Origin of the sequence: Shewanella sp. SR44-3 (assembly GCF_014163735.1) — a bacterium.
Taxonomy (GTDB): Bacteria; Pseudomonadota; Gammaproteobacteria; order Enterobacterales; family Shewanellaceae; genus Shewanella.
Genome location: NZ_JACJDV010000018.1, coordinates 1 through 20,763, shown reverse-complemented (window position 1 = coordinate 20,763; position 20,763 = coordinate 1). Strand labels below are relative to the sequence as shown.

At 45.8% G+C, this 20,763-nt stretch carries 19 protein-coding genes; 17 read left to right on the top strand and 2 right to left on the bottom strand.

Annotation, left to right across the window (positions count from 1 at the left end; genetic code table 11):
* Positions 1–75: 75 nt before the first annotated feature.
* The gene (locus tag H5073_RS10675) at positions 76–489 is read right to left on the bottom strand and encodes a hypothetical protein (protein WP_182679569.1); all 414 of its coding nucleotides are present in this window, start codon (positions 487–489) and stop codon (positions 76–78) included.
* Between the two features lie 236 nt (positions 490–725).
* Between H5073_RS10675 and H5073_RS10670 the strand changes: the two genes are divergently transcribed.
* The 13 genes from H5073_RS10670 (at position 726) to H5073_RS10610 (ending at position 15,059) form a co-directional block, all read left to right on the top strand.
* Positions 726–3,086, top strand: coding sequence for a TonB-dependent siderophore receptor (locus H5073_RS10670; protein WP_182679568.1), 2,361 nt, complete (start codon positions 726–728; stop codon positions 3,084–3,086).
* Positions 3,087–3,097: 11 nt separating this feature from the next.
* The gene (locus tag H5073_RS10665) at positions 3,098–5,251 is read left to right on the top strand and encodes an FAD-dependent oxidoreductase (protein WP_182679567.1); all 2,154 of its coding nucleotides are present in this window, start codon (positions 3,098–3,100) and stop codon (positions 5,249–5,251) included.
* A 164-nt stretch (positions 5,252–5,415) separates the two neighbouring features.
* Positions 5,416–6,618, top strand: coding sequence for an ABC transporter substrate-binding protein (locus tag H5073_RS10660; protein WP_182679604.1), 1,203 nt, complete (start codon positions 5,416–5,418; stop codon positions 6,616–6,618).
* 2 nt (positions 6,619–6,620) lie between these two features.
* Positions 6,621–8,327: an ABC transporter permease gene (locus H5073_RS10655; RefSeq protein ID WP_182679566.1), complete on the top strand. Its 1,707-nt coding sequence runs from the start codon at positions 6,621–6,623 to the stop codon at positions 8,325–8,327.
* A 50-nt stretch (positions 8,328–8,377) separates the two neighbouring features.
* Positions 8,378–9,046 (top strand): ATP-binding cassette domain-containing protein, encoded by a 669-nt coding sequence (locus H5073_RS10650; RefSeq protein ID WP_404948391.1) that lies wholly within the window; start codon positions 8,378–8,380, stop codon positions 9,044–9,046.
* 69 nt (positions 9,047–9,115) lie between these two features.
* The gene (locus H5073_RS10645; protein ID WP_182679565.1) at positions 9,116–9,793 is read left to right on the top strand and encodes a CDP-alcohol phosphatidyltransferase family protein; all 678 of its coding nucleotides are present in this window, start codon (positions 9,116–9,118) and stop codon (positions 9,791–9,793) included.
* On the top strand, positions 9,790–10,602 hold the full coding sequence (locus H5073_RS10640) for a sterol desaturase family protein (protein ID WP_182679564.1): 813 nt from the start codon (positions 9,790–9,792) through the stop codon (positions 10,600–10,602). The genes H5073_RS10645 and H5073_RS10640 overlap by 4 nt, the downstream gene beginning before the upstream one ends.
* A gap of 99 nt (positions 10,603–10,701) precedes the next feature.
* Positions 10,702–11,394, top strand: a complete 693-nt coding sequence (locus H5073_RS10635; RefSeq protein ID WP_182679563.1) for a 5'-methylthioadenosine/adenosylhomocysteine nucleosidase — start codon at positions 10,702–10,704, stop codon at positions 11,392–11,394.
* 125 nt (positions 11,395–11,519) lie between these two features.
* On the top strand, positions 11,520–12,518 hold the full coding sequence (locus H5073_RS10630) for a cobalamin biosynthesis protein (RefSeq protein WP_182679562.1): 999 nt from the start codon (positions 11,520–11,522) through the stop codon (positions 12,516–12,518).
* A 92-nt stretch (positions 12,519–12,610) separates the two neighbouring features.
* Positions 12,611–13,000, top strand: coding sequence for a DUF2721 domain-containing protein (locus H5073_RS10625; protein ID WP_182679561.1), 390 nt, complete (start codon positions 12,611–12,613; stop codon positions 12,998–13,000).
* 1 nt (position 13,001) lies between these two features.
* Positions 13,002–13,628 carry a trimeric intracellular cation channel family protein gene (locus H5073_RS10620; RefSeq protein WP_182679560.1) on the top strand — a complete coding sequence of 209 codons (627 nt, stop codon included), beginning with the start codon at positions 13,002–13,004 and terminating at the stop codon, positions 13,626–13,628.
* A gap of 1 nt (position 13,629) precedes the next feature.
* Positions 13,630–14,103: a nuclear transport factor 2 family protein gene (locus tag H5073_RS10615; RefSeq protein WP_182679559.1), complete on the top strand. Its 474-nt coding sequence runs from the start codon at positions 13,630–13,632 to the stop codon at positions 14,101–14,103.
* Between the two features lie 788 nt (positions 14,104–14,891).
* A complete protein-coding gene (locus tag H5073_RS10610; RefSeq protein ID WP_182679558.1) occupies positions 14,892–15,059 on the top strand; it encodes a hypothetical protein in 168 nt (55 codons plus the stop codon).
* 665 nt (positions 15,060–15,724) lie between these two features.
* Here H5073_RS10610 and tyrS read toward each other — a convergent pair.
* Positions 15,725–16,921 carry a tyrosine--tRNA ligase gene (gene tyrS, locus H5073_RS10605; RefSeq protein ID WP_182679557.1) on the bottom strand — a complete coding sequence of 399 codons (1,197 nt, stop codon included), beginning with the start codon at positions 16,919–16,921 and terminating at the stop codon, positions 15,725–15,727.
* Between the two features lie 215 nt (positions 16,922–17,136).
* Here tyrS and H5073_RS10600 point away from each other — a divergent pair, with 215 nt between their 5' ends.
* Genes H5073_RS10600 through H5073_RS10585 form a run of 4 tightly spaced genes read left to right on the top strand, consistent with a single transcriptional unit; the run spans position 17,137 to position 20,705 of the window.
* Entirely contained in the window at positions 17,137–18,555 is a 1,419-nt protein-coding gene (locus tag H5073_RS10600; protein WP_182679556.1) for a peptidoglycan DD-metalloendopeptidase family protein, read from the top strand.
* Positions 18,556–18,563: 8 nt separating this feature from the next.
* A complete protein-coding gene (locus H5073_RS10595) occupies positions 18,564–19,676 on the top strand; it encodes an anhydro-N-acetylmuramic acid kinase (RefSeq protein WP_182679555.1) in 1,113 nt (370 codons plus the stop codon).
* Positions 19,677–19,723: 47 nt separating this feature from the next.
* Entirely contained in the window at positions 19,724–20,110 is a 387-nt protein-coding gene (locus tag H5073_RS10590) for a DUF2750 domain-containing protein (RefSeq protein ID WP_182679554.1), read from the top strand.
* Positions 20,111–20,159: 49 nt separating this feature from the next.
* Positions 20,160–20,705, top strand: a complete 546-nt coding sequence (locus tag H5073_RS10585; RefSeq protein ID WP_259394877.1) for a hypothetical protein — start codon at positions 20,160–20,162, stop codon at positions 20,703–20,705.
* Positions 20,706–20,763: the final 58 nt, after the last annotated feature.

Here is a 20,763-nt window from a genome sequence, read left to right as displayed (position 1 = left end):
CCATAGCGCCCAATAAAAAGGCCGGCTAAATATAATAGTTAGCCGGCCTTTTATATGAAAAAATCGCTTAACAAGTTACTTCACAGTAAACTTGGTATCTGCATCTCTTAACATGTATAAGGCAAAGCACGCGGCCCACATTGGCCATGCGGCAAAGAATAGCAAGTTGTTGAATGCATCGAAATACTGATTAAACGCCGATAACGTTGACCCACCATGCATTAGAAAGATAACCCCATAAGTGATGCGTTTTTTAATCCCAAGCACAAAGGCAAACACCAATAACAATTGCAAGCTACCCATAATGTATGCTGCGACTTCACTCACACCACCAATGCCATAGAATTTCTCGAAAATTTTCATGCTGTGACCAGGATTCACAAACTTATCCAAGGTCCACACTAGCATCACCAAAAACACCCCTAAACGTAAAGAAAGTAACGACCATTGCAGTTTACGTTGGATATCACCACTCAGTGCTGTTTGCATCATAATTCCTTAAAAGTATAAAAATAAAAGTTAAATCTGCTGACCTTCTCAATTAGGCTACACTGATTTTTTACTGAAAATTTCATCAGCCGCCAATTGACCGAGTAAATTCATGCCCTGTTGCAGGCTCTCTTATGCCATTAAGTTATAAACGAACACAAATAGGCATAACTTCATTGAAATAACCCACAGAGTCACAGGGTCTGTTTCACTATCGCCTTATTGCAGAAGACACTATGCCTATTTATTACGCTCCCAATCGCTCCGTTACTGCGCTAGCCATTAGCTTAGCCCTGTATTCATCCTTAACTTTAGCAGCTGATGACACCTCATCTATCGAAGTCATTCAAGTGTCGGGCAAAGCGATTAATGATAAAGGCATGTCACCTAAAAACACTAAGGTCAACGGCCCCTTTGGTGATGGTATTGAACTCAAAGACATTGCCCGCTCAGTCACGCCTATCACCAGTGAAATGATTGAACAGCTTAATATCACTGACTTATCTGACATTCAAAAAGTCAGTCCAAACAGTTATTCCGCCAGCGGCTTTGGCGCATCAAGCCTGCCGACGATTCGAGGTCAATTAGGCGAACTATACCAAGACGGTGTGCGTCGCCAAGCCGGCAACAATGGCTTTGGTGTGCCTATGTCGTTTAACGCTGTCGAGCAAATTGATGTGGTAAAGGGTGCGCCGCCAGTGCTACTGGGCACCAGCCAACGTAATGGCGGTTTTGTTAACTTGCATTCCAAAGTCGCGCCAACTGACGAGCAATTCACTCAGCTCACCTTATCGGGCGGCAGTTGGGATCATTACCGTGCTCAACTCGATGTCGGCAGTGACATAGCTGCTAGCCAAAGCGGCATACGCTTAAGTGCAGAACATATCGATAATGGCAGTTTTTATGATTACTCAGGCTTTAAAAGCGACAGTATTTTTGTCGCATTTCGCTTATTGCCAGACGATGCCAGCAGCTGGGACATTAATGTTGAATATTATGATGTTGAATTTACCGACAACGCAGGCATTAACCGCCCGACCCAAGCATTAATCGATGACGGTTTATACGTGACTGGCCAAGGCGTTCAGCCAAATGGCAGCACGATTGCCGGCGCCAATGCCATAGTGTCGCCAACGGGGTTAGTTGAGATAGATCGCAGCCAAGTACTCACAGATCCAGACAACATCAATAACGCGCAAACCTTTTTACTGCACAGCACCTATGTGCGCGAGCTAAGCGATAAAGCCACCTTTAAAAACATTAGCTATTACCAGCATTTAGAACGTGAAGAAATCGCTCAAAACAGTTTTGTGGAAATTATTGATGGTGCAGATACCGCGCAAAATCGCATTGAGCTTGCTTATCAGTGGAATGATAGCCAAAGCACCATTACTGCCGCCGATATTCGTTATAACAAGGTATTAGGTTATAGCCAATTTACTACCGAGGCAGACTTACCTATCGACTTATCCGGCCCCATTGAAAACCGCCGTATTCCGCTCACCACCCAGCAACAGGGCCGATTAGTTGAACTTCGACCAGGCGTGTTTGTGTCGCCCGGCGCCCAATACGATACCAACGGCGATGGCAGCGGCGACTTTTTATTGTCAGACACCACAGACTCAAGCAGTTGGCAAACAGGTTTAGCCATTCAACATAACAGCCAATGGACAGATAAGTTCGCCACCAGCCTAGGTTATCGAGCCGATTTTTATGATGTCAAAGCCCGGGATGCCCTTGCCCCCCAAGGACAAGTTGCAGCCAGCGATTCAATAAGTGAAATGCTTGAGTCTGGCCAAATCAGTTTGAGCTACCGCGTTACAGGTGATGTCACCACCTATGCGAGCGCCAGTTATAACGAGTCGACTTCAAACAGCATGGCTGGCGGCACCACGTTAGGTGCCAACAACCAAATTAGTCGCCAACACTTTGCTACCGAAAACACCTTAACCGAAGTAGGCATAAAATATTCGCCAGCGGGCAGTGCTTGGTATGTTGACGCTGCAGTGTTTGATCAAACACGTAGCCTACGTAATCGTGATGGCAGCAATACCGGCATTCGCACCAAGGGCTTTGAAGCCCAAGCTTTTTATGATGCTGATCCCTTTTGGTTAAGCGCGGGCTACAGCTACTTAGACGCTCGCTATGATGATTCAGCCAGTAGCCAAGATACGCTGCAAGTTAGCGACACCTTTGATAACTCACGTCCAGATATCATTGCAGGCACTAGTATTGGCGCACCAAATTTCGCTTCATTTGCCCCGTCGAACCGCCGTGTACAGGGCTTGCCTGAACAAACGTTCACATTAAATGGCGGATTTGCCATAACTGAGCAATGGCAAGCGGGTTTCTCCGGTCTATTCACCCAGAGTTACCCATTGGACTATTTGGCGACTGTGTCTATTCGCGATCAATACACGCTCAGCATTAACACTCGCTATGACTTTACCGAGCAAACAAGCTTAAGGCTGGGCATCAATAACGTCACAAACCAAAAGAACTGGCGCCCGGTGTTTGAAGGCGGTTATTTCGGATCAACCTTGGTTTTCCCTGAACTCCCCCTTAACGCCACCCTGACCTTACAGCATTCATTTTAAGGCGATAAATTATGTTTAAAAAAATTGTGTTATTACTGATTGCGGCAGTATTAGTGGGCTTGTTTTTCCACTTTGACTTGCATCAATTACTGACCTTAGCTGGCCTAAAAGGCTCGATGAATGACTTTAGTCAATTACGTGAAGCATCACCGTTATTAGTTATAGGCGGGTTCTTTTTATTGTATGTCGCGGTAACCGCCTTGTCCTTACCCGGCGCCGCTATTCTCACCATCGCATCGGGCGCCTTATTTGGCATAGTTGAAGGATTAATTATCGCTTCGTTTGCCTCGAGTATCGGCGCAACACTGGCATTTTTAGTGTCGCGTTATCTATTACGTGACTCCATTAAACAGCGTTTTCCAGAGCGCTTAGCCGCTATTGATGCAGGCATTGAAAAAGAAGGCGGCTTTTACTTATTTACCCTACGTTTGGTACCAATATTCCCGTTCTTTTTAATCAATATGCTGATGGGCGTAACCGCCTTTAAATCTTGGACCTTTTACTGGGTAAGCCAACTGGGTATGTTTTTAGGCACTTTTGTGTACGTCAATGCCGGTACTCAGCTGGCGCAAATTGACAGCTTATCGAACATTTTATCGTTTAACCTTATCCTGTCGTTTGCACTATTAGGTTTATTCCCGCTTATTGCAAAAGCCATTGTTAACATGATCAAAAAACATCGGGTGTACAGCAAGTGGACTAAGCCAGCTAAATTTGATCGCAACATGATAGTCATTGGCGCAGGTGCCGGTGGTCTTGTCACCAGCTATATTGCCGCCGCAGTAAAAGCCAAGGTCACCTTAATTGAGGCCGGCGAAATGGGCGGCGACTGCTTAAACTATGGCTGTGTGCCAAGTAAAGCCATCATTAAAAGTGCTAAAATAGCCCAGCAAATAAGAAACGCCCATCATTACGGCTTAGAAGACGGCACACCTGAATTTTCATTTAAAAAAGTCATGGCGCGCGTGCATCAAGTGGTGGCCGATATTGCTCCCCACGACAGTGTTGAGCGTTACACCAACTTAGGTGTCGACGTAGTCAAAGGCTATGCAAAATTAGTTGACCCATGGACAGTTGAAATTAGCCACCCAGACGGCAGTACCCGCCGCTTAACCGCCCGAAGTATTGTTATTGCCACAGGTGCTCGCCCGTTTGTGCCACCGTTACCAGGCATAGAAGACGTCGGTTATGTCACCAGTGATACCTTGTGGGATGAATTTGCCAAACTCGACACTGCGCCACAAAAATTAGTGGTACTAGGCGGCGGCCCAATTGGCTCAGAGCTGGCGCAAAGCTTTGCCCGTTTAGGATCGCAAGTGACTCAAGTTGAAATGGCTGAGCGCATCATGATCAAAGAAGATCTTGAAGTGTCTGAGTTTGCCACCCAAGCCTTGCAAAAAAGTGGCGTGAATATTTTAACCTCACACCAAGCGCTGCGCTGCGAACTGCGGGACGGTAAAAAATACCTTATCGTTAAGCATCAAGAGCAAGAGTTAGCGTTAGAGTACGACCAGCTATTATGCGCCGTCGGTCGAAGCGCCCGCTTAAGCGGTTACGGCTTAGAAGAGCTTGGCATTGAAACCAACCGTACGATCCAAACTAATGAATATTTAGAAACCTTATACCCAAATATCTATGCGGCAGGTGACATTGTTGGGCCTTATCAATTTACTCACGTAGCGGCACATCAAGGCTGGTACGCGGCAGTCAACGGCCTGTTTGGTCACTTGAAAAAGTTTAAAGTCGATTATCGCGTCATTCCATGGACCACCTTTATCGATCCAGAAGTGGCTCGTGTGGGTATCAATGAATATGAAGCCCAGCAGCAAGGGATTGATTATGAGGTCACTCGCTTTGATTTTGCCGAGCTTGATCGCGCCATTACCGACAGTGCCACCGAAGGGTTTATTAAAGTCATCACCCCAAGAGGCAAAGATAAAATCTTAGGTGTGACTGTCGTATCAGAACACGCTGGCGATTTAATTGCTGAATTTGTATTGGCAATGAAACACGGCTTAGGGCTCAACAAGATTTTAGGCACAATTCACAGTTACCCAACATGGGCCGAAGGCAACAAGTACGCCGCGGGTGCATGGAAGCGCAACCATGCGCCGGAAACTGTGCTGCGATGGTTAGAGAAATACCACACTTGGCGCCGCGGCTAACTAAATAGCTAATAATGGGAAATGAACACATGATGAGCATGGTAATACGAGTGTTGTCAGCTGGAATAATCATGCTCAGCCTGCAATTTAGTCCAATGGGCTTAGGGGCTGACACTCACACATCAGCCCTGACTCCAGTTTCCCTAGATAACAACGGGCAGCATATGCTGCCGATAGTTCAAGGTCAAAGTGGCCTCCTTGAGTATAAAGATTCATGGCCAGAGATTGAGTTTCGAGGCGCTAATCAAGATGTGTACTTTCATGCTTGGGGCGGCGATCCGCAAATAAATCGCTATATTCAGTGGGCGGCGAAGCAAGTTAAACAGCAGTATCAGATAAATTTACACCATGTAAAACTCACCGATACCAGTGAAGCCGTCAGCCGTGTGTTAGCCGAAAAATCGGCTAACAATAATCATCAAGGTCAAGTGGATTTAGTGTGGATTAACGGTGAAAACTTTGCCGCCATGGCCAAGCATCAACTGCTTGAACCCCATTGGGCCCTGCAATTGCCCAATTTTAGCCTAACGGATCCAGATAACAATCCGGCGATGACCCGCGACTTTGGTGTGCCAACACAAGGGATGGAAGCGCCATGGGGTAAAACTGCACTGACGTTTTATTACGATAATTTAGTGACGCAATCTCCGCCGCAAACCTTGCAACAATTAAGCTTGTGGGCCAAACAACACCCGGGCCGATTTACCTACCCTAAGCCTCCTGACTTTTTAGCCACCAGCTTTTTAAAGTACGCCTTAATTGTTTTGAATAGCTCACAGCCTGAAGCAATTAAAAGTCTACTTTATCAAGCTGCTACGACGCAGAGCCAGGCCTTGTTGTTGCCGGTATTGTGGCAATATTTAGATGAGCTACATCCGCATTTATGGCGCAAAGGTCGCCACTTTATGTCCAGCGGCATGGCGCTGCGTCGTTTAATGGGTGATGGTGAACTTGCCCTAGCATTTACCTTTTCAGCCGCCGACATTCCCGCGGCCGTGGCACGCTTCGAATTACCGGGCAGCAGCCGTAGTTATCGCATGCAAGATGGCAGTTTGAGCAATATTCATTTTATCGCTATTCCCTATAATGCCGCTCATCGGGACGGCGCTAAACTGGTGGTCAACTTTTTACTCAGCCCACAAGCTCAAGCCCACAAACAGCAAGCCAATGTATGGGGCGACACTAGCGTGCTGGCACTCTCTAAGCTGACTGCCGAGCAGCAAACTTGGTTTGCCCCGCCTAAACAGTCACATCCCAGTGCCACCATAGCTAACCAAGCAATTAGCCCCGCATTAAGCGAGCCCGATCCAAGTTGGAGTAAAGTGATTACAGCGCTTTGGTTACAACGCTATGGCGTGATGGAGTGATCATGCTAGCCAAGCTGTTCAATGCTATTGTTCGTTTCAGCCCGTTTATTATGATGGCTTTGTTACTGATCCCAGTATTGGGTGGGTTAATTGGCGTTATTCTGCCTGCGCTTGGTTGGATCCCAGCACTCGATCAAACTCATTTTAGCCTGAATGGTTTTCAGCAATTATGGCAAACGCCGGGCATTGGCCACATGGCGTTATTGAGTATCACCACCAGCTTGGTGAGTACCTTGTTGGCCTTTATCATCACCATATTGATTCTAGCGAGTTACTTTACCAGCCCGTGGCTCGGTTATATTCAACGGCTTTTAGGACCGATTCTGGTTATCCCCCATGCTGCAGCGGCCATTGCGATTGGATTTCTCATTACCCCGTCGGGCATGTTGTCTCGCTTGGTATCACCTTGGTTAAGTGGCTGGGATGCGCCGCCCGATTGGCTATATCCACACGATGCGATGGGGCTGAGTATTATTCTTGGGCTGACCTTAAAAGAACTGCCTTTTTTATTGCTGATGGCGTTGGGGGTATTAGCGCAGCCTGACCTTGGGCAAACATTACGGGCCCAGCATAAAGTGGCATTAAGCTTAGGTTATTGCCCGATGACGGCATTTTTCAAAGTGGTGTTACCCAGCCTTTATCCCCATTTACGCTTGCCGATATTGGCAGTATTGGCCTACGCCAGTGCCAGCGTCGAAATCCCTTTAATTTTGGGTCCTAACAATCCACCGACATTGGCTGTAGCAATTATGCAGTGGTTTCATGACGTAGACTTAAGTCTGCGCATTAAAGCGTCTGCGGGGGCAATATTACAAATTCAACTGACGTTATTAGTATTAGCCTGCTGGTGGTTGTTCGAACGCTTAGTGATTAGGTGCGCTAGCCCTATGTTAACCAATGGTAAGCGCGAATACGGCGTCATCATCCAAAAAATTACCCATGTCATCACCGCCTTACTGTTAACTTTTATAGGATTATCATTAGTGGGGATGCTGTTGTGGTCTTTTGCTGGTTTCTGGCATTTTCCTGATGCCTTGCCGCAACAATTTGTGATATTGCACTGGCAAAGTGCGTTGCAACAAATGCACAAGCCGCTTATCGATACGGTGCTGATTGCCATCAATGCCACCGCTCTTTCGATAACCTTAACCTTGCTCACCCTAGAGGCGGAGCAGCACAGCGGAAAATCCCTATCGCTGCTGGGCAGTGTGTTAATTTATCTGCCTTTGCTTATTCCAAGCATCGCGTTTTTATTTGGTTTGGTCTGGTTACTTGAGCAAATTAACAGCCAACATACCTTTATTAATGTGGTACTGGCCCATGTGTTATTTGTATTGCCTTATGTGTTTTTATCCCTGGCCAGTAGCTATCGCCGTTTAGACCCACGCTTTAGCATTGTGGCGGCAAGCCTTGGTGCCAGCAAAGCTAAAATCTTTTTCCGTATTAAACTGCCCATGCTAATTGGGCCGATATTCATCGCTTGCGCACTCGGTTTAGCCATTAGCTTTAGTCAATACTTACCCACTTTGCTTACTGGTGGTGGGCGTATTAACACCATTACCACCGAAGCGGTTTCGCTCGCCAATGGTGCAAGTCGCAGGATCAGTGCCGTCTATGCGCTAATGCAAATGATCCTGCCCGCTTTAGGTTTTTTACTGGCTTGGCTATTGCCAAAGATCATTGTCAAAAATCATCGCCAAAAAAGATGACCAAAAATGATTGCCGAAATATTAGTTAAGCGTCAGCAACAAGGATAATAATGCAAAAAATCGCCAGTTCTGCCAAGGGTTACAATAGCGCCGCAACATCGATGCTCACCATTGATGGGCTGATCTTACGTCGCCAGCAGCAAAGCTTATTATCATTAAGCGCGACTATTCGTGGCGGCGAAATATTAACCATTATGGGGCCATCTGGCAGCGGAAAATCAACGTTATTAAATTGGTTAACAGGCATGTTGCCCCCGGGCTTTAGTGCTGAAGGTCAATTGCATTTGAACGGCCAAAATATCACCACAACGGCCAGTCACTTACGCCATATTGGTTTGCTCTACCAGGACCCATTATTATTTCCGCATTTATCTGTGGCAGGCAACATCGGCTTTGCTATGCCGCCAAGCCCTAAAGCACAGCGACAAGCCGCAATTAGTGAGGCCTTAGCCCAAGTGGGTCTTGGCGGGTTAGAGCAACGCAGTCCACAGAGTTTATCTGGCGGTCAGCAAGCCAGAGTGGCATTGCTGCGGGTTTTACTGAGTCAACCCAAAGCCATATTATTAGATGAACCCTTTAGCAAGCTCGATAGCCAATTGCGCCAAGAAACCAGACAACTTGTTTTTGATCAAATACGTGAGCATCAGCTACCCGCCATTATGGTGACTCACGACCAAACTGATGCCGATGCCGCCCAAGGTGAGGTTATTTCGCTTTGATAATATGAATGACACTGGTAACTGATAACTGATAACTGATAACTGATAGATTAATTGGAATAATTCCTTATGCTAGATAGATTTATCACCCCAATAATAAAGCCACTGTTAGCGCCAGTTGTGCTGTTACTCGACAAAAAAAATGTCCAACCCGATCAGCTCACCTTAGTGGGTTTCGGTTTCGGCATCTTGGCCGTGCCTTTATTGGCATTAGAGCTTTGGTATGGCGCGTTATTTTGTATCGCACTGAATCGAATTATCGACGGGCTCGATGGCGCCCTTGCTCGCCATCAAAATCACACTAGCGACGCCGGTGGCTATCTAGATATTTGCCTCGACTTTCTATTTTATGCCGCCATTGTGCTCGGGTTCGCCTTGGCCAACCCGAATGAAAACGCCCTGGCCGCAGCAGTGTTGCTAACCGTATTTATCGGTACAGGCTCGAGCTTTTTAGCCTTTGCCATACCGGCCCAAAAGTTAAATCTGCCTCGACCACAATTTGCCAATAAGAGCTTTTACTTTTTAAATGGCTTAACCGAAGGCACAGAAACCATCGCCTTTTTCGTCGCCTTTTGTTTGTGGCCGGCTTACTTTCCACAGCTTGCCTACAGCTTTGCTTTGTTAGCGGCTATTACTATTTTTACCCGTATACACGGCGGCTATCAGACCCTAAAGCATCAAGGCGTTAATAAGGCTAATAATGAAAAAGCCAAGAGTGAAAGTACATTCGAGGAGCCAACAAGATGATAGATGAAATCGCAGCTATTCGACTGGGGGTGTTTTTGACCATTTTGGCATTGATGATGGGCCTAGAGTCACTATTTCCTGCAAGACGGTTAGCCAAAAATCCGCAAACGGCCAATATGGCAACCCGCTGGTTAGGTAATTTTGGTTTATTGATCATTGCCTCTGTCATGGCGCGATTGCTTTTACCATTAGGACTCGCGGGGTTTGCTGTGTATACCAGCCAGATGCAATGGGGATTATTACCTGCCATAGACCTGCCCTTGTGGGCCAATATCGGCATCAGTATATTGCTATTGGATATGCTGATTTACTGGCAACACAGACTCTTTCACCGTATTCCGTTACTGTGGCGCTTGCACAAAGTGCACCATGCCGATCGCCATGTCGATAGCAGTACCGCGCTGCGATTTCACCCCTTGGAAATTATCATTAGCATAGGCATTAAGGCGTTAGCCATTGTCGTGATCGGCGTGCCCGCTGAAGCGGTAGTACTGTTTGAAATACTACTCAATGGTTTTGCCATTTTTAATCACGCCAATATACGCCTACCTCTGCGCATCGAAAAAGCGGCGCGCTATTTGCTGGTGACACAAGCATTACACCGTATTCATCACAGCCAGATTATGGCCGAAAGTAACACTAATTTTGGTTTTAGCATTATTTGGTGGGACCGACTATTTAGCACTTACGCCCGCGCCGCCAGCAAAGCCGATGACAAAATTAACATAGGACTAAGCGATTATCCCGATGTAAAACAAAATGCTTGGTTAACAGGATTATTATGGCTGCCCTTTACAGGTAAAAAATAAATCCTATCCCCTCAATAAATCATTGTGGTTTTTACTAATTTATCTTGCCCGTGATATATTATCGCCCAGTAGATTTCAGTCATTCAGTTAAGGTTAGAGATGAAAATTGGTATTATTGGCGCTATGGAGCCAGAGGTTATTCACTTAATTCATTCAATTACGGCGCCGGTTCATACGGTTATTGCCGGAATAGAATTTGTCAGCGGTCAAATAGCAGGCAAAGAGGTGGTTGTGACTCGCTCTGGCATAGGTAAAGTGGCTGCCAGTATTGCCACCACCTTGTTAATTGAGAAATTTGCTGTAACACAAGTCGTCAACACAGGCTCAGCCGGTGGTTTTGTCGATAGCTTAAAGATTGGCGATATTGTGATTTCATCAGAAGTGCGTCATCACGATGTGGACGTGACCGCTTTTGGCTATGAAATGGGTCAGATGGCGCAGCAGCCAGCCGCCTTTATTCCAGATCCCGCCTTAGTGGAAGCTGCCAAAAAAGCCGTTTCAGCCTTAGGTGAAGTTCAGGCTATCGAAGGTTTGATTTGCACTGGCGACAGCTTTATTTGCGATCCTGAGCGCACTAAAGTGATGCGTAAAAACTTCCCGACTATGGCGGCTTGTGAAATGGAAGGCGCTGCAATTGCTCAAGTATGTCATCAGTTTAGCGTGCCATTTGTGGTTATTCGCTCCTTATCTGATAACGCCAATAACGATTCTCCAGTGGATTTTGATTCCTACATCATTAAAGCTGGTCACCACTCAGCCATGATGGTACTGGCACTATTAGTTGAACTTTAAACGGCGAAGTAACACTTAGGTATTCTTTAGGCTCATCCTGAGCCTTATGATTACCTAAGTTTGCAACTGCTAAGCTCAATCTAGCATGATTGAGATTCTATACTCAGTTCATAGGTGGACACTGGATGGAAAGCCCATTTATTCAACAATTGCTACAGGCCGATCCCGGCTTCTTTCTCAGTAGCTTAATCCTGTTTACAGCGCTATTCCTTGCCCATAAATTCCCTTTAGTCAAAGGCTATCAGCCATTTATAGCGCTGCATTTACTGGCTAAGCAATTGGCCACTAAAGTCAATCATAGCAACAGAAGCCAGGTACAACAGCTAATCGCGGGCACCTTAGCCAGTTTATTACTCATGTTTCCTTTCTGGGCTATCATAAGTTTTCTATTGGTGATAGCGGCTTTCCCTTGGTTTTTCGAACTATTAGTTTTGTATGTCTGCCTAAGCGCCACAAGTTTTACACCTACAGCAGAGGACATAACCGCTGCACTTAAAAAACAGGATAAACAAACCGCTAAGAACTTACTCAAAGATTGGGTCAGCCATGATACTCAAGGCTTATCTGAAGTGGGTTTAAGCAAAGCCTGCATTAGCCAGCTATTAACTCGCCCAAGTTATGGCACAGTGAGTTGTATATTATTTTTTGCCATAGGCGGCGCGCCTTTGGTGCTAGCAGCGTGCATGTTGAGACAATTAGAGCTGAGTTGGCCGCCCTATTTCCCTGCTAATCGTCATTTTAGCCGTTTTATTTATCGCCTCAATCGAGTCATCTTTTGGCTGCCTAACTGGCTATGGAATTTCTCGCTCGCCATTCAAGGAGGTAAAGTCGGATTTAATGCGCTACTGTCACCGCCGACATATCGTCACGCCTTGAACGAGTTCCCAAGCCTTTATCTTGGCGCTAAATTACTTAAGGTTGAACTTGGTGGCCCACAAAAAATCCCCTTGGGCCGCGGCGAATACCGTCTCGAACTCGACAAGATAAAATGCGGAAAACTGCCTAATTATCAAGATATTAATCTCGCGATTATATTAACTCGCCGTGCCAGTCATTTTTGGATAAGCTTTAGCTTGTTAATCCCACTTATTTGGAGCGGATTAAGGTGGCTACAAAGCATGTAAATTGTTTTGAAAACGAGTATCATTATGCGCATTATAAAACCCTGTGAACCCATGGGCATATTCCCTGTTTAACTTAAATTAGGTGCTGCATCTTGCTGGATAACTTACAAATATCACTGACCACACCGGCGCTGTTGTTTCCGGCAATTTCATTGCTGTTATTAGCTTACACCAATCGCTTTTTTGCTTTAGCGGCGCTTATTCGTAGCCTAAGCCCCGAGCTTAAACCTGTGCATAGCGATCAAATCAAAAACCTTAAGCAGCGCATTACGTTAATCAAAAAAATGCAAGAAGCAGGCGTTATCAGCTTTGCCTTGTGTGTGGTGTGTATGATTTTAATTTACGCAGGTTTCAATCACTTTGGCTCTATTGTGTTTGGTTTTAGTTTATTACTACTGCTGTATTCACTGCTGCTATCTGTGGTCGAAATTCGCATCTCTGTTGACGCGCTGAATATCCACCTCAAAGAGTTGAGTAAATAGCATGAGCCAGTGGATTTACTTCTTCGATCTTTGCGGTACAGCTGTGTTTGCTCTAACGGGCGCAATGGCGGCGGGGAAATACCGTATGGATGCCTTTGGGGTGCTAGTACTTGCGTCGGTCACCGCCATAGGTGGCGGCAGCATCAGGGATGCATTGCTGGGGGCAACGCCGGTATTTTGGATCCGCGACCCTAATTATATTCTGGTTATTCTGGCCACCACAGCCGCCTTCTTAGTCTTAGTGCGTAAGCCGCACCGACTGCCAAATAAGAGCTTACCCATTGCCGATGCCTTAGGGTTAGCCCTGTTTACCATTATTGGCGCCGAAAAAGCCTTGTTACTGGGTACATCAGGCATAGTCGCGGTCATCATGGGGCTGTTAACAGGTGTCGGTGGCGGCATTATTCGTGACTTACTTTGCCGTCAAGTGCCTATGATCCTGCGCACAGAAATCTATGCCACGGCCTCAATTTTAGGCGGCATCGGATACACCTTGAGCTTACAAGTGGGAATGGATAGTATGGCTGCATTAGCCATTGCTATGTTAAGCACGTTAACCATAAGATTAAGTGCGATTAGGTGGCATTTATCTTTGCCTGCATTCGACCTAAAAACCAAGAGAGCCTAATGTGCGAATATTCTGTCTTATTCTTTTTTTAGTCAGTTTTCACGTCTCTGCCAAAGTAGGTGATAGACCCATTGAACAACAATTGGCGCTGGGCTATATCAAGGCGCTGACAGATCATGACTACCAAGCTTTAAGACGTTTTTACAATCGTGACAGTGTATTTTATGACAAAACCGCCGACACAAAATACATAGGCACCCGCAGTATCATCGCCTTCTTACAGCGCTCTCACGAGGGCGTGTTAGAGTTCGACTTCAATATTGAGCACATGTTTAACACCGGCCCCTTAGTGGTGATGATAGGCAACTATCACCTTCGCGGCCCAGGGGAGCAATTTGGCAAACCCGGCAAAATCATCGACATCGCCGTCCCCGGCGTTACTACTTTAAGGTTCGATCCCAATACCCAAAGGCTCACAGAACAAGTGGATTTGATGGACTATCAAACCATGTCAGATCAACTGCAATCCCAGTAATCTTAAGCGTTAAGTAATGCCAGATAGCGGCCATGGGATGGACGGTCTTCTCGCCTCTCTCTTGGTGTAGCGTCATGGTTCACCTTTTAAGTATTTGTTGTATCTATCTAGCCTTAAAGCTTGCAAATCTACCTTTGGCTATCGGTAAGCTCCACCTAGGCATCAGCTCAAACTCGTTTTGGGACAGAAGTTTGTTATACACCAAAATAACTTAACTCCAGTGTTGCGAGTACAGGCTGGCCATGTAATTTACTCATCGACACACGTGCCAAAAGCGTCCCTGTAGCTCGCTTCGACGTCCTGTTTCCTAAACAAGGAGTAGACGGTCGTCTCGCAAACACTCATGGCTCACCTCATAAATTTGAATGTAACCTTCTAATTTTTAAAATCCAGAACCATTCCTATGTTCACTTTTAACAGTACAGTCAAAGACTGCACCAACTCCCCTCGAAGTTGCCGACGACTGCATGGATGCAGGAGGTAGAACGAAGCAGGATGCCCGAGTCGAAATACGACGATTAAAATACCGTGCGACCATCGGGATGATGGTTAAGGCTCCATAAACATGGCTGGCACTATTAATTTTCGACTTTGATCCAAACGGTAAATAATCACCTTTGGTGATTGTGCTTATAAACGAGAGGCAAGGACGCCGAACTGGCTTTTTAATAAGGATGTTATTGTTTGGACAAAAATGTATTAGGACTTAATCATGATGCAAATACAGAAACATGCTGATTGTAGATCGAAATGGCAACTCCGATGCTAATGGGAGGGTGTTGGACTAAATGGCTCGAGTGCGTGAGCAGCAGGGATGCTGCGCCCGAGCCCACAGGGACGTGTTGACGGCGTCACTCGTGTTGTTAGTCCAATGGCCGAAATCACCTATCGAGCATAATCAAAACACCTTTAAACAGCTATTCGATATAGAGTTTGTGCAAAATGGCGAAACTTAGAAAAGCTGGTCACTGAAACTCCAGCATTAAGGCTTGCCATGGCAGTCGCTCTACGACACGCAGCAAGTCCATCCGTGGATGCTCGAACATCCCATCCATGGGATGGACGGTCGTCTTGCAAACACTCATGGCTCACCTTTTCAGCATTGGCGTACCTGTTAACCTTAACAATGACCAGCCTAACTTTAGCGATCGATAAGTATCCACCGCGAGCAGATTTAACACGTTTTTGGACATAAACGGGATTGAATTCAAGCCAAAATTTAACAATGAGTAGCTCAATTAATGCCTGTTGATAAAAGCAGAAAGGTAATACTGATGCTAATGAGAGGGTGTTGGACTAAATGGCTCGAGTGCGTGAGCAGCAGGGATGCAGCGACCGAGCCCACAGGGACGTGTTGACCGCATCACTCGGAACGTTAGTCCAATGGCCGAGTTCACCTTGAAGATAATTACAGTACATCTACCAAACTTTGGGGCATAAGTGAGTAAATGCTGATTGGGTCATTGGTATCAGTCGTGTTCACAACACGAGTAGGAACCTTAATGTCACTTGGGCTGGATGTACAATTAAGTGATCAAAAACTCGCATAAAAATAGCGCCTATTCAGGCGCCGTTTTTATTGCAAGCAATGACTTAAGTGAGCTTATGCGTCGCGTTGGTATTACTTAAGCGTCACTTTGGCAAACTTACGTTTTCCCACTTGGAATACGGCTTCAAGGCCGGCTTCGAATGCCTGACGGCTGTCTTCAAGTTTCTCGCCATCCATCTTCACCGCGCCTTGCTTTATCATCCGCATGGCTTCTGAGGTGGAGCTAACAAGGCCTGCATCTTTAAGTAAGTTTGCCACCCCTAAGCCTTCACCTGCTTCTAGGCTGATTTCTTCGATATCATCAGGAATAGCGCCCTTTTGGAAGCGGTCGATAAAGGCTTGGTGTGCAGATTGCGCCTGTGCTTCATCATGAAAACGGGCGATGATCTCTTTTGCCAACAAAATCTTGATGTCACGTGGATTAGTGCCGTTTTCGACATCTAGCTTAAATTGTGCAAGCTCGGTTAAGGGACGGAATGACAACAATTCAAGGTAGCGCCACATAAGATCGTCTGAAATCGACATTATCTTACCGAACATCTCGTTAGCAGGTTCACTGACTCCAATATAGTTATGGGCAGATTTTGACATTTTCTTGACACCGTCTAGGCCTTCAAGCAAGGGCATCATGATAACCGTCTGCGGCTTCTGACCTTCGGCTTTTTGCAGCTCACGACCCATAAGTAAGTTAAACTTTTGATCCGTGCCACCCAATTCCACATCGGCTTTTAAGGCTACTGAATCATAACCTTGCAGTAGTGGATACATAAATTCATGGATAGCAATCGACTGGCCAGTAGTATAACGCTTCTTAAAATCATCACGTTCCATCATCCGCGCCACAGTTTGCTGTGATGCTAAGCGTATCATGCCCGCTGCGCCCAGAGGCTCAAGCCAACTTGAGTTAAACTCGATGCGGGTTTTAGCAGGGTCTAAAATCTTGTAGACCTGCTCTTTATAGGTTTCGGCGTTAGCCAGCACTTGCTCGCGCGTTAGCGGAGGACGGGTGCTGTTTTTACCACTTGGGTCGCCAACCATGCCGGTAAAGTCGCCAATTAAAAAGATCACTTCATGGCCTAACTCTTGGAATGTGCGCATTTTATTCAAAATGACAGTATGACCTAAGTGGATATCAGGCGCGGTTGGATCAGCGCCCAATTTTATCCTTAAAGGACGGCCTTCCTTTAGTTTTTCCAGCAGATCCGCTTCGAGCAAAATCTCGTCGGTACCGCGTTTAATCTCTGCTAATATTTGGGCTAAATCGGCCATCTTTACTGCGACTCCTAGGGCATTCCCATGGTTTCAGTCACGCTTATTCTGGTCGCCTATTAGTTACTGGCATAGATGTTGAATAAGTTTTATGGACTAACTGTGGGTTTGAATACAAAAAAATAAAGAGGTCTATGTTACTTGTTAGCCACGGCAAATGAAAGTGTGTACACTAAGGGGATAATAATGAACGTGAAATATTGGTATCAGGGTCAATGGCAAAGCTTATAACTTTATTTAAATTGCTGCCAAAAGCACATCAACTAGCGCTAACTATGTTAAGCCTATTTACATTGGTGATTCTGATGCTGCCATCGGAAGATGCGCTGGCCTCTAAACAGACACCAACCAATACTAAAGCCAATATCGATTTCACCGAAGATGATTTATTGTTTGCCCGCAGTAATCCCTCGCCTTTAGCTCTTGAAGACAGTCAATCTGAATCAATCGAAGCCGATACCGAGACTTTAAGCAATCAAGATTTATTACTCGATAGCACTCAAGCTGCAATAAAAGCTCAAAAGAAACAAATTAGGGCGGCCAATGATGAACAAAAAGATATCGAATATTATGAAGTTGCCAACGGTGACACTTTAGGTGGGCTATTTAGCCGCGCAGGGTTAAGCGCCAAAGATGTTTTCGATATCGCCAACTTGCCGCTAGCAAAGAAAAACCTATTAAAAATTATTCCTGGTGAAGAAATAGCTATCACTAAAACCCCTGAGGGAGAACTCTCAGAAGTCAGTTATCGAATCGATAAAGTCTCAACTTTAGTGATAAGCAAAAATAACTCAGGTTATATTGAGAAAGTTAACACCAAAAAAATTGAGATCCGTAGCCAATTTGTTAGCGCAAAAATCAAAAGTAACTTTTGGAATGCCGCAGCTGATGCTGGACTTTCTGCTAACCATATTATGCAACTCGCTAACATCTTCGCTTGGGATGTGGACTTTGCCTTAGATTTGCGTCGTAACGATCATTTCACCCTTATCGTAGAGCAAGAGTTTGCCGATGGTGAGTTTTTACGTAATGGCAATATTTTAGCGGCCGAATTTGTTAACCAAGGTGAGCGGCATACTGCGGTGCGTTACTCTGATGGTGAATATTATTCAGAAGCAGGCAACAGCTTGCGTAAAGCTTTCTTACGCTCACCAGTTGACTTCAAATACGTAAGTTCTAACTTTAATCCACGTCGCTTGCACCCTGTGACAGGGCAAGTCAAAGCCCATAGAGGGGTGGATTATGTCGCCGCCATTGGTACGCCTATCAAGGCTGCTGGGCGCGGTAAAGTTATCGAGGCGGGTTACAATCAGTTTAACGGTAACTATGTGTTTATTAGACACAATGGCACCTATACCACTAAATATCTGCATTTAACTAAACGCAATGTCAGCCGCGGCGATAGCGTTAAACAAGGGCAGATCATAGGTACTCTTGGGCGTACAGGCCGAGTTACCGGTGCTCATTTGCATTATGAATTTATCGTCAATGGCGTACACCGCAATCCAAGAACAGTCAGCCTGCCCAAGTCTGAGCCTATTGCCCGCAGCGAAAAACAAAAATTCCAAAGGCTGAGTCAAGATTTAATGGCTAAGCTTAAGAAAAATCAGCAAGTGCAACTTGCCAGCAACTGAGCATCCCTATGAGCAAGCCTGAATACTTTATTGGCCTTATGTCTGGCACCAGCATGGATGGCGTTGATGCTGTGTTGGTGGATTTTTCTCAGCCTAAACCTCAGCTAATCGCTGGCCACACCCAAGCAATCCCAAGTCATTTACTCAAAGGACTACAGCGATTATGTAATCCTGCCGCCGATGAAATTAACCGTCTTGGCCGCTTAGACCGCACCGTTGGCAGCTTATTTGCCGATGCAGTCAATGCCTTGCTTGAAAAAACCAACATACCCAAAGAGCAAATAATCGCCATAGGTAGCCACGGACAGACTGTGCGCCACATGCCAAACTTAGAAGTGGGTTTTACCCTGCAAATTGGCGATCCAAATACTATCGCCGTTGAAACTGGCATTGATGTCATCGCTGATTTTCGCCGTAAAGACATTGCCTTAGGTGGCCAAGGCGCACCATTAGTCCCAGCTTTTCACCAACAAGTGTTTGCCGAAAAAAATCAGATCCGGGTCATTTTGAATATTGGCGGGATCGCTAATGTGACTTTTCTACCTGGCAATAGTGAACAAGTACTCGGTTTTGATACTGGTCCTGGCAACACTCTAATCGATGCCTTTATTTTACAAAATCTTGAACAAGCTTTCGATGAAGACGGCCAGTGGGCGGAGTCTGGTAACAGCAACCAAGCACTACTGACTCAAATGCTGTCACATCCCTATTTTTCACTGCACTACCCCAAAAGTACCGGCAGAGAATTATTTAACCAAGCCTGGCTTGAGCAACAACTTGCAAACTTTAGTCATTTAGATGCTGCAGATATTCAATCGACCTTGCTTGATTTAACCTGTCACAGCATAGCCAATGACATTAACAAACTATCCCCTAACGGCCAGTTATTTGTCTGCGGTGGCGGTGCCTTAAATGGTGCACTAATGAAACGCCTAGCACTACTTGTACCTGGCTATCAGCTGCAAACAACATCGGCCTTAGGGGTCGATGCTAAATGGGTCGAAGGCATAGCCTTTGCCTGGCTTGCTATGCGCCACCAGCATAATTTACCTGCTAATTTACCTGCAGTAACCGGCGCTTCAAGGCCTGCGGTACTTGGTGGCCGCTATAGCGCTAAATAACAGAAATTTCTATTAGTATTAACTATTTAAACAATGAGAACGTATCCATGAGTAATGCAAAAAAATCGATTTCAGAGCAAGTCAATATGACTCCAGAAGCCAGATATGACTTTTTGGTTGAGCAAATCAAAACTGAAAAACACCTGTGGACACTTCAAGATCAAGACGGTTGCGTAATGCTAACCACTGATGATGAAGATTGCATCCCTATGTGGTCATCTGAAGAAGCCGCCTCTTTATGGGCTGTTGATGAGTGGAGCGATTGTGAGCCACTGGCGATTCCACTCGATGAGTTTCAAGAGCGCTGGGTACCCGGCATGGGCGATGATGACTTATTTGTGGCCGTGTTCCCTGTTCAAGATGACTTAGGCGTGGTTATCCCACCGTTTGAATTCAACGAGCGCTTAACGCCTAGAGCTAAGCCACAGCACTAAAACCTGCTAAGACTTACCCAATGTTGAGCACGAGCAAAGAGAAGCTGCAATGAAACCAGAAAGTACCTCCCCCCGTGCCACAGACAGCGACTCGGCCAGCAGCGCTGACAACAACTTAAACAGTACGGCTGCAGCGCTGACGACAGCAACTGCAGCTCAGCTGTCCACGCTTGAACAACAAGCGGCCAGCCAGCCAAAGCCTGTATTGGCTAAACGCCTGATTGCTTTGATGGTATTTTTCACTGTGATTTCGGTGAGCGGCTTGATTGCTAAGCAAGGGGTGCTGTTTTGCATCTTGACCTTGTTGATGGTGTTAGCCGTGTTTGGCCGCCAGCGCTCGGCCCTGTATCTATTACGCTTATATACCATCAGTCAGCTTGCTTTGGTGAGTGCGTTACCCGTGCTCTTGTATGATCCCGACAACTTGATTGTTGGACCAACACTGGTGGATTTAGGACTATTGCAACTTAAGCTACCAGATTGGATGATATTTAGTATATTGATCAGCCTAGCGTTATTGCAGGTATGGGTAAGCTTTGATGCTAAAGTGAAGGCTTGGTTCAAACCTAGAATGAACTTTAACATCATGAGTTAAGCGCAAGTTTTTAGGGCGGCACCTATAGTTGTTAATGGTTAATGGTTAATGGTTAATG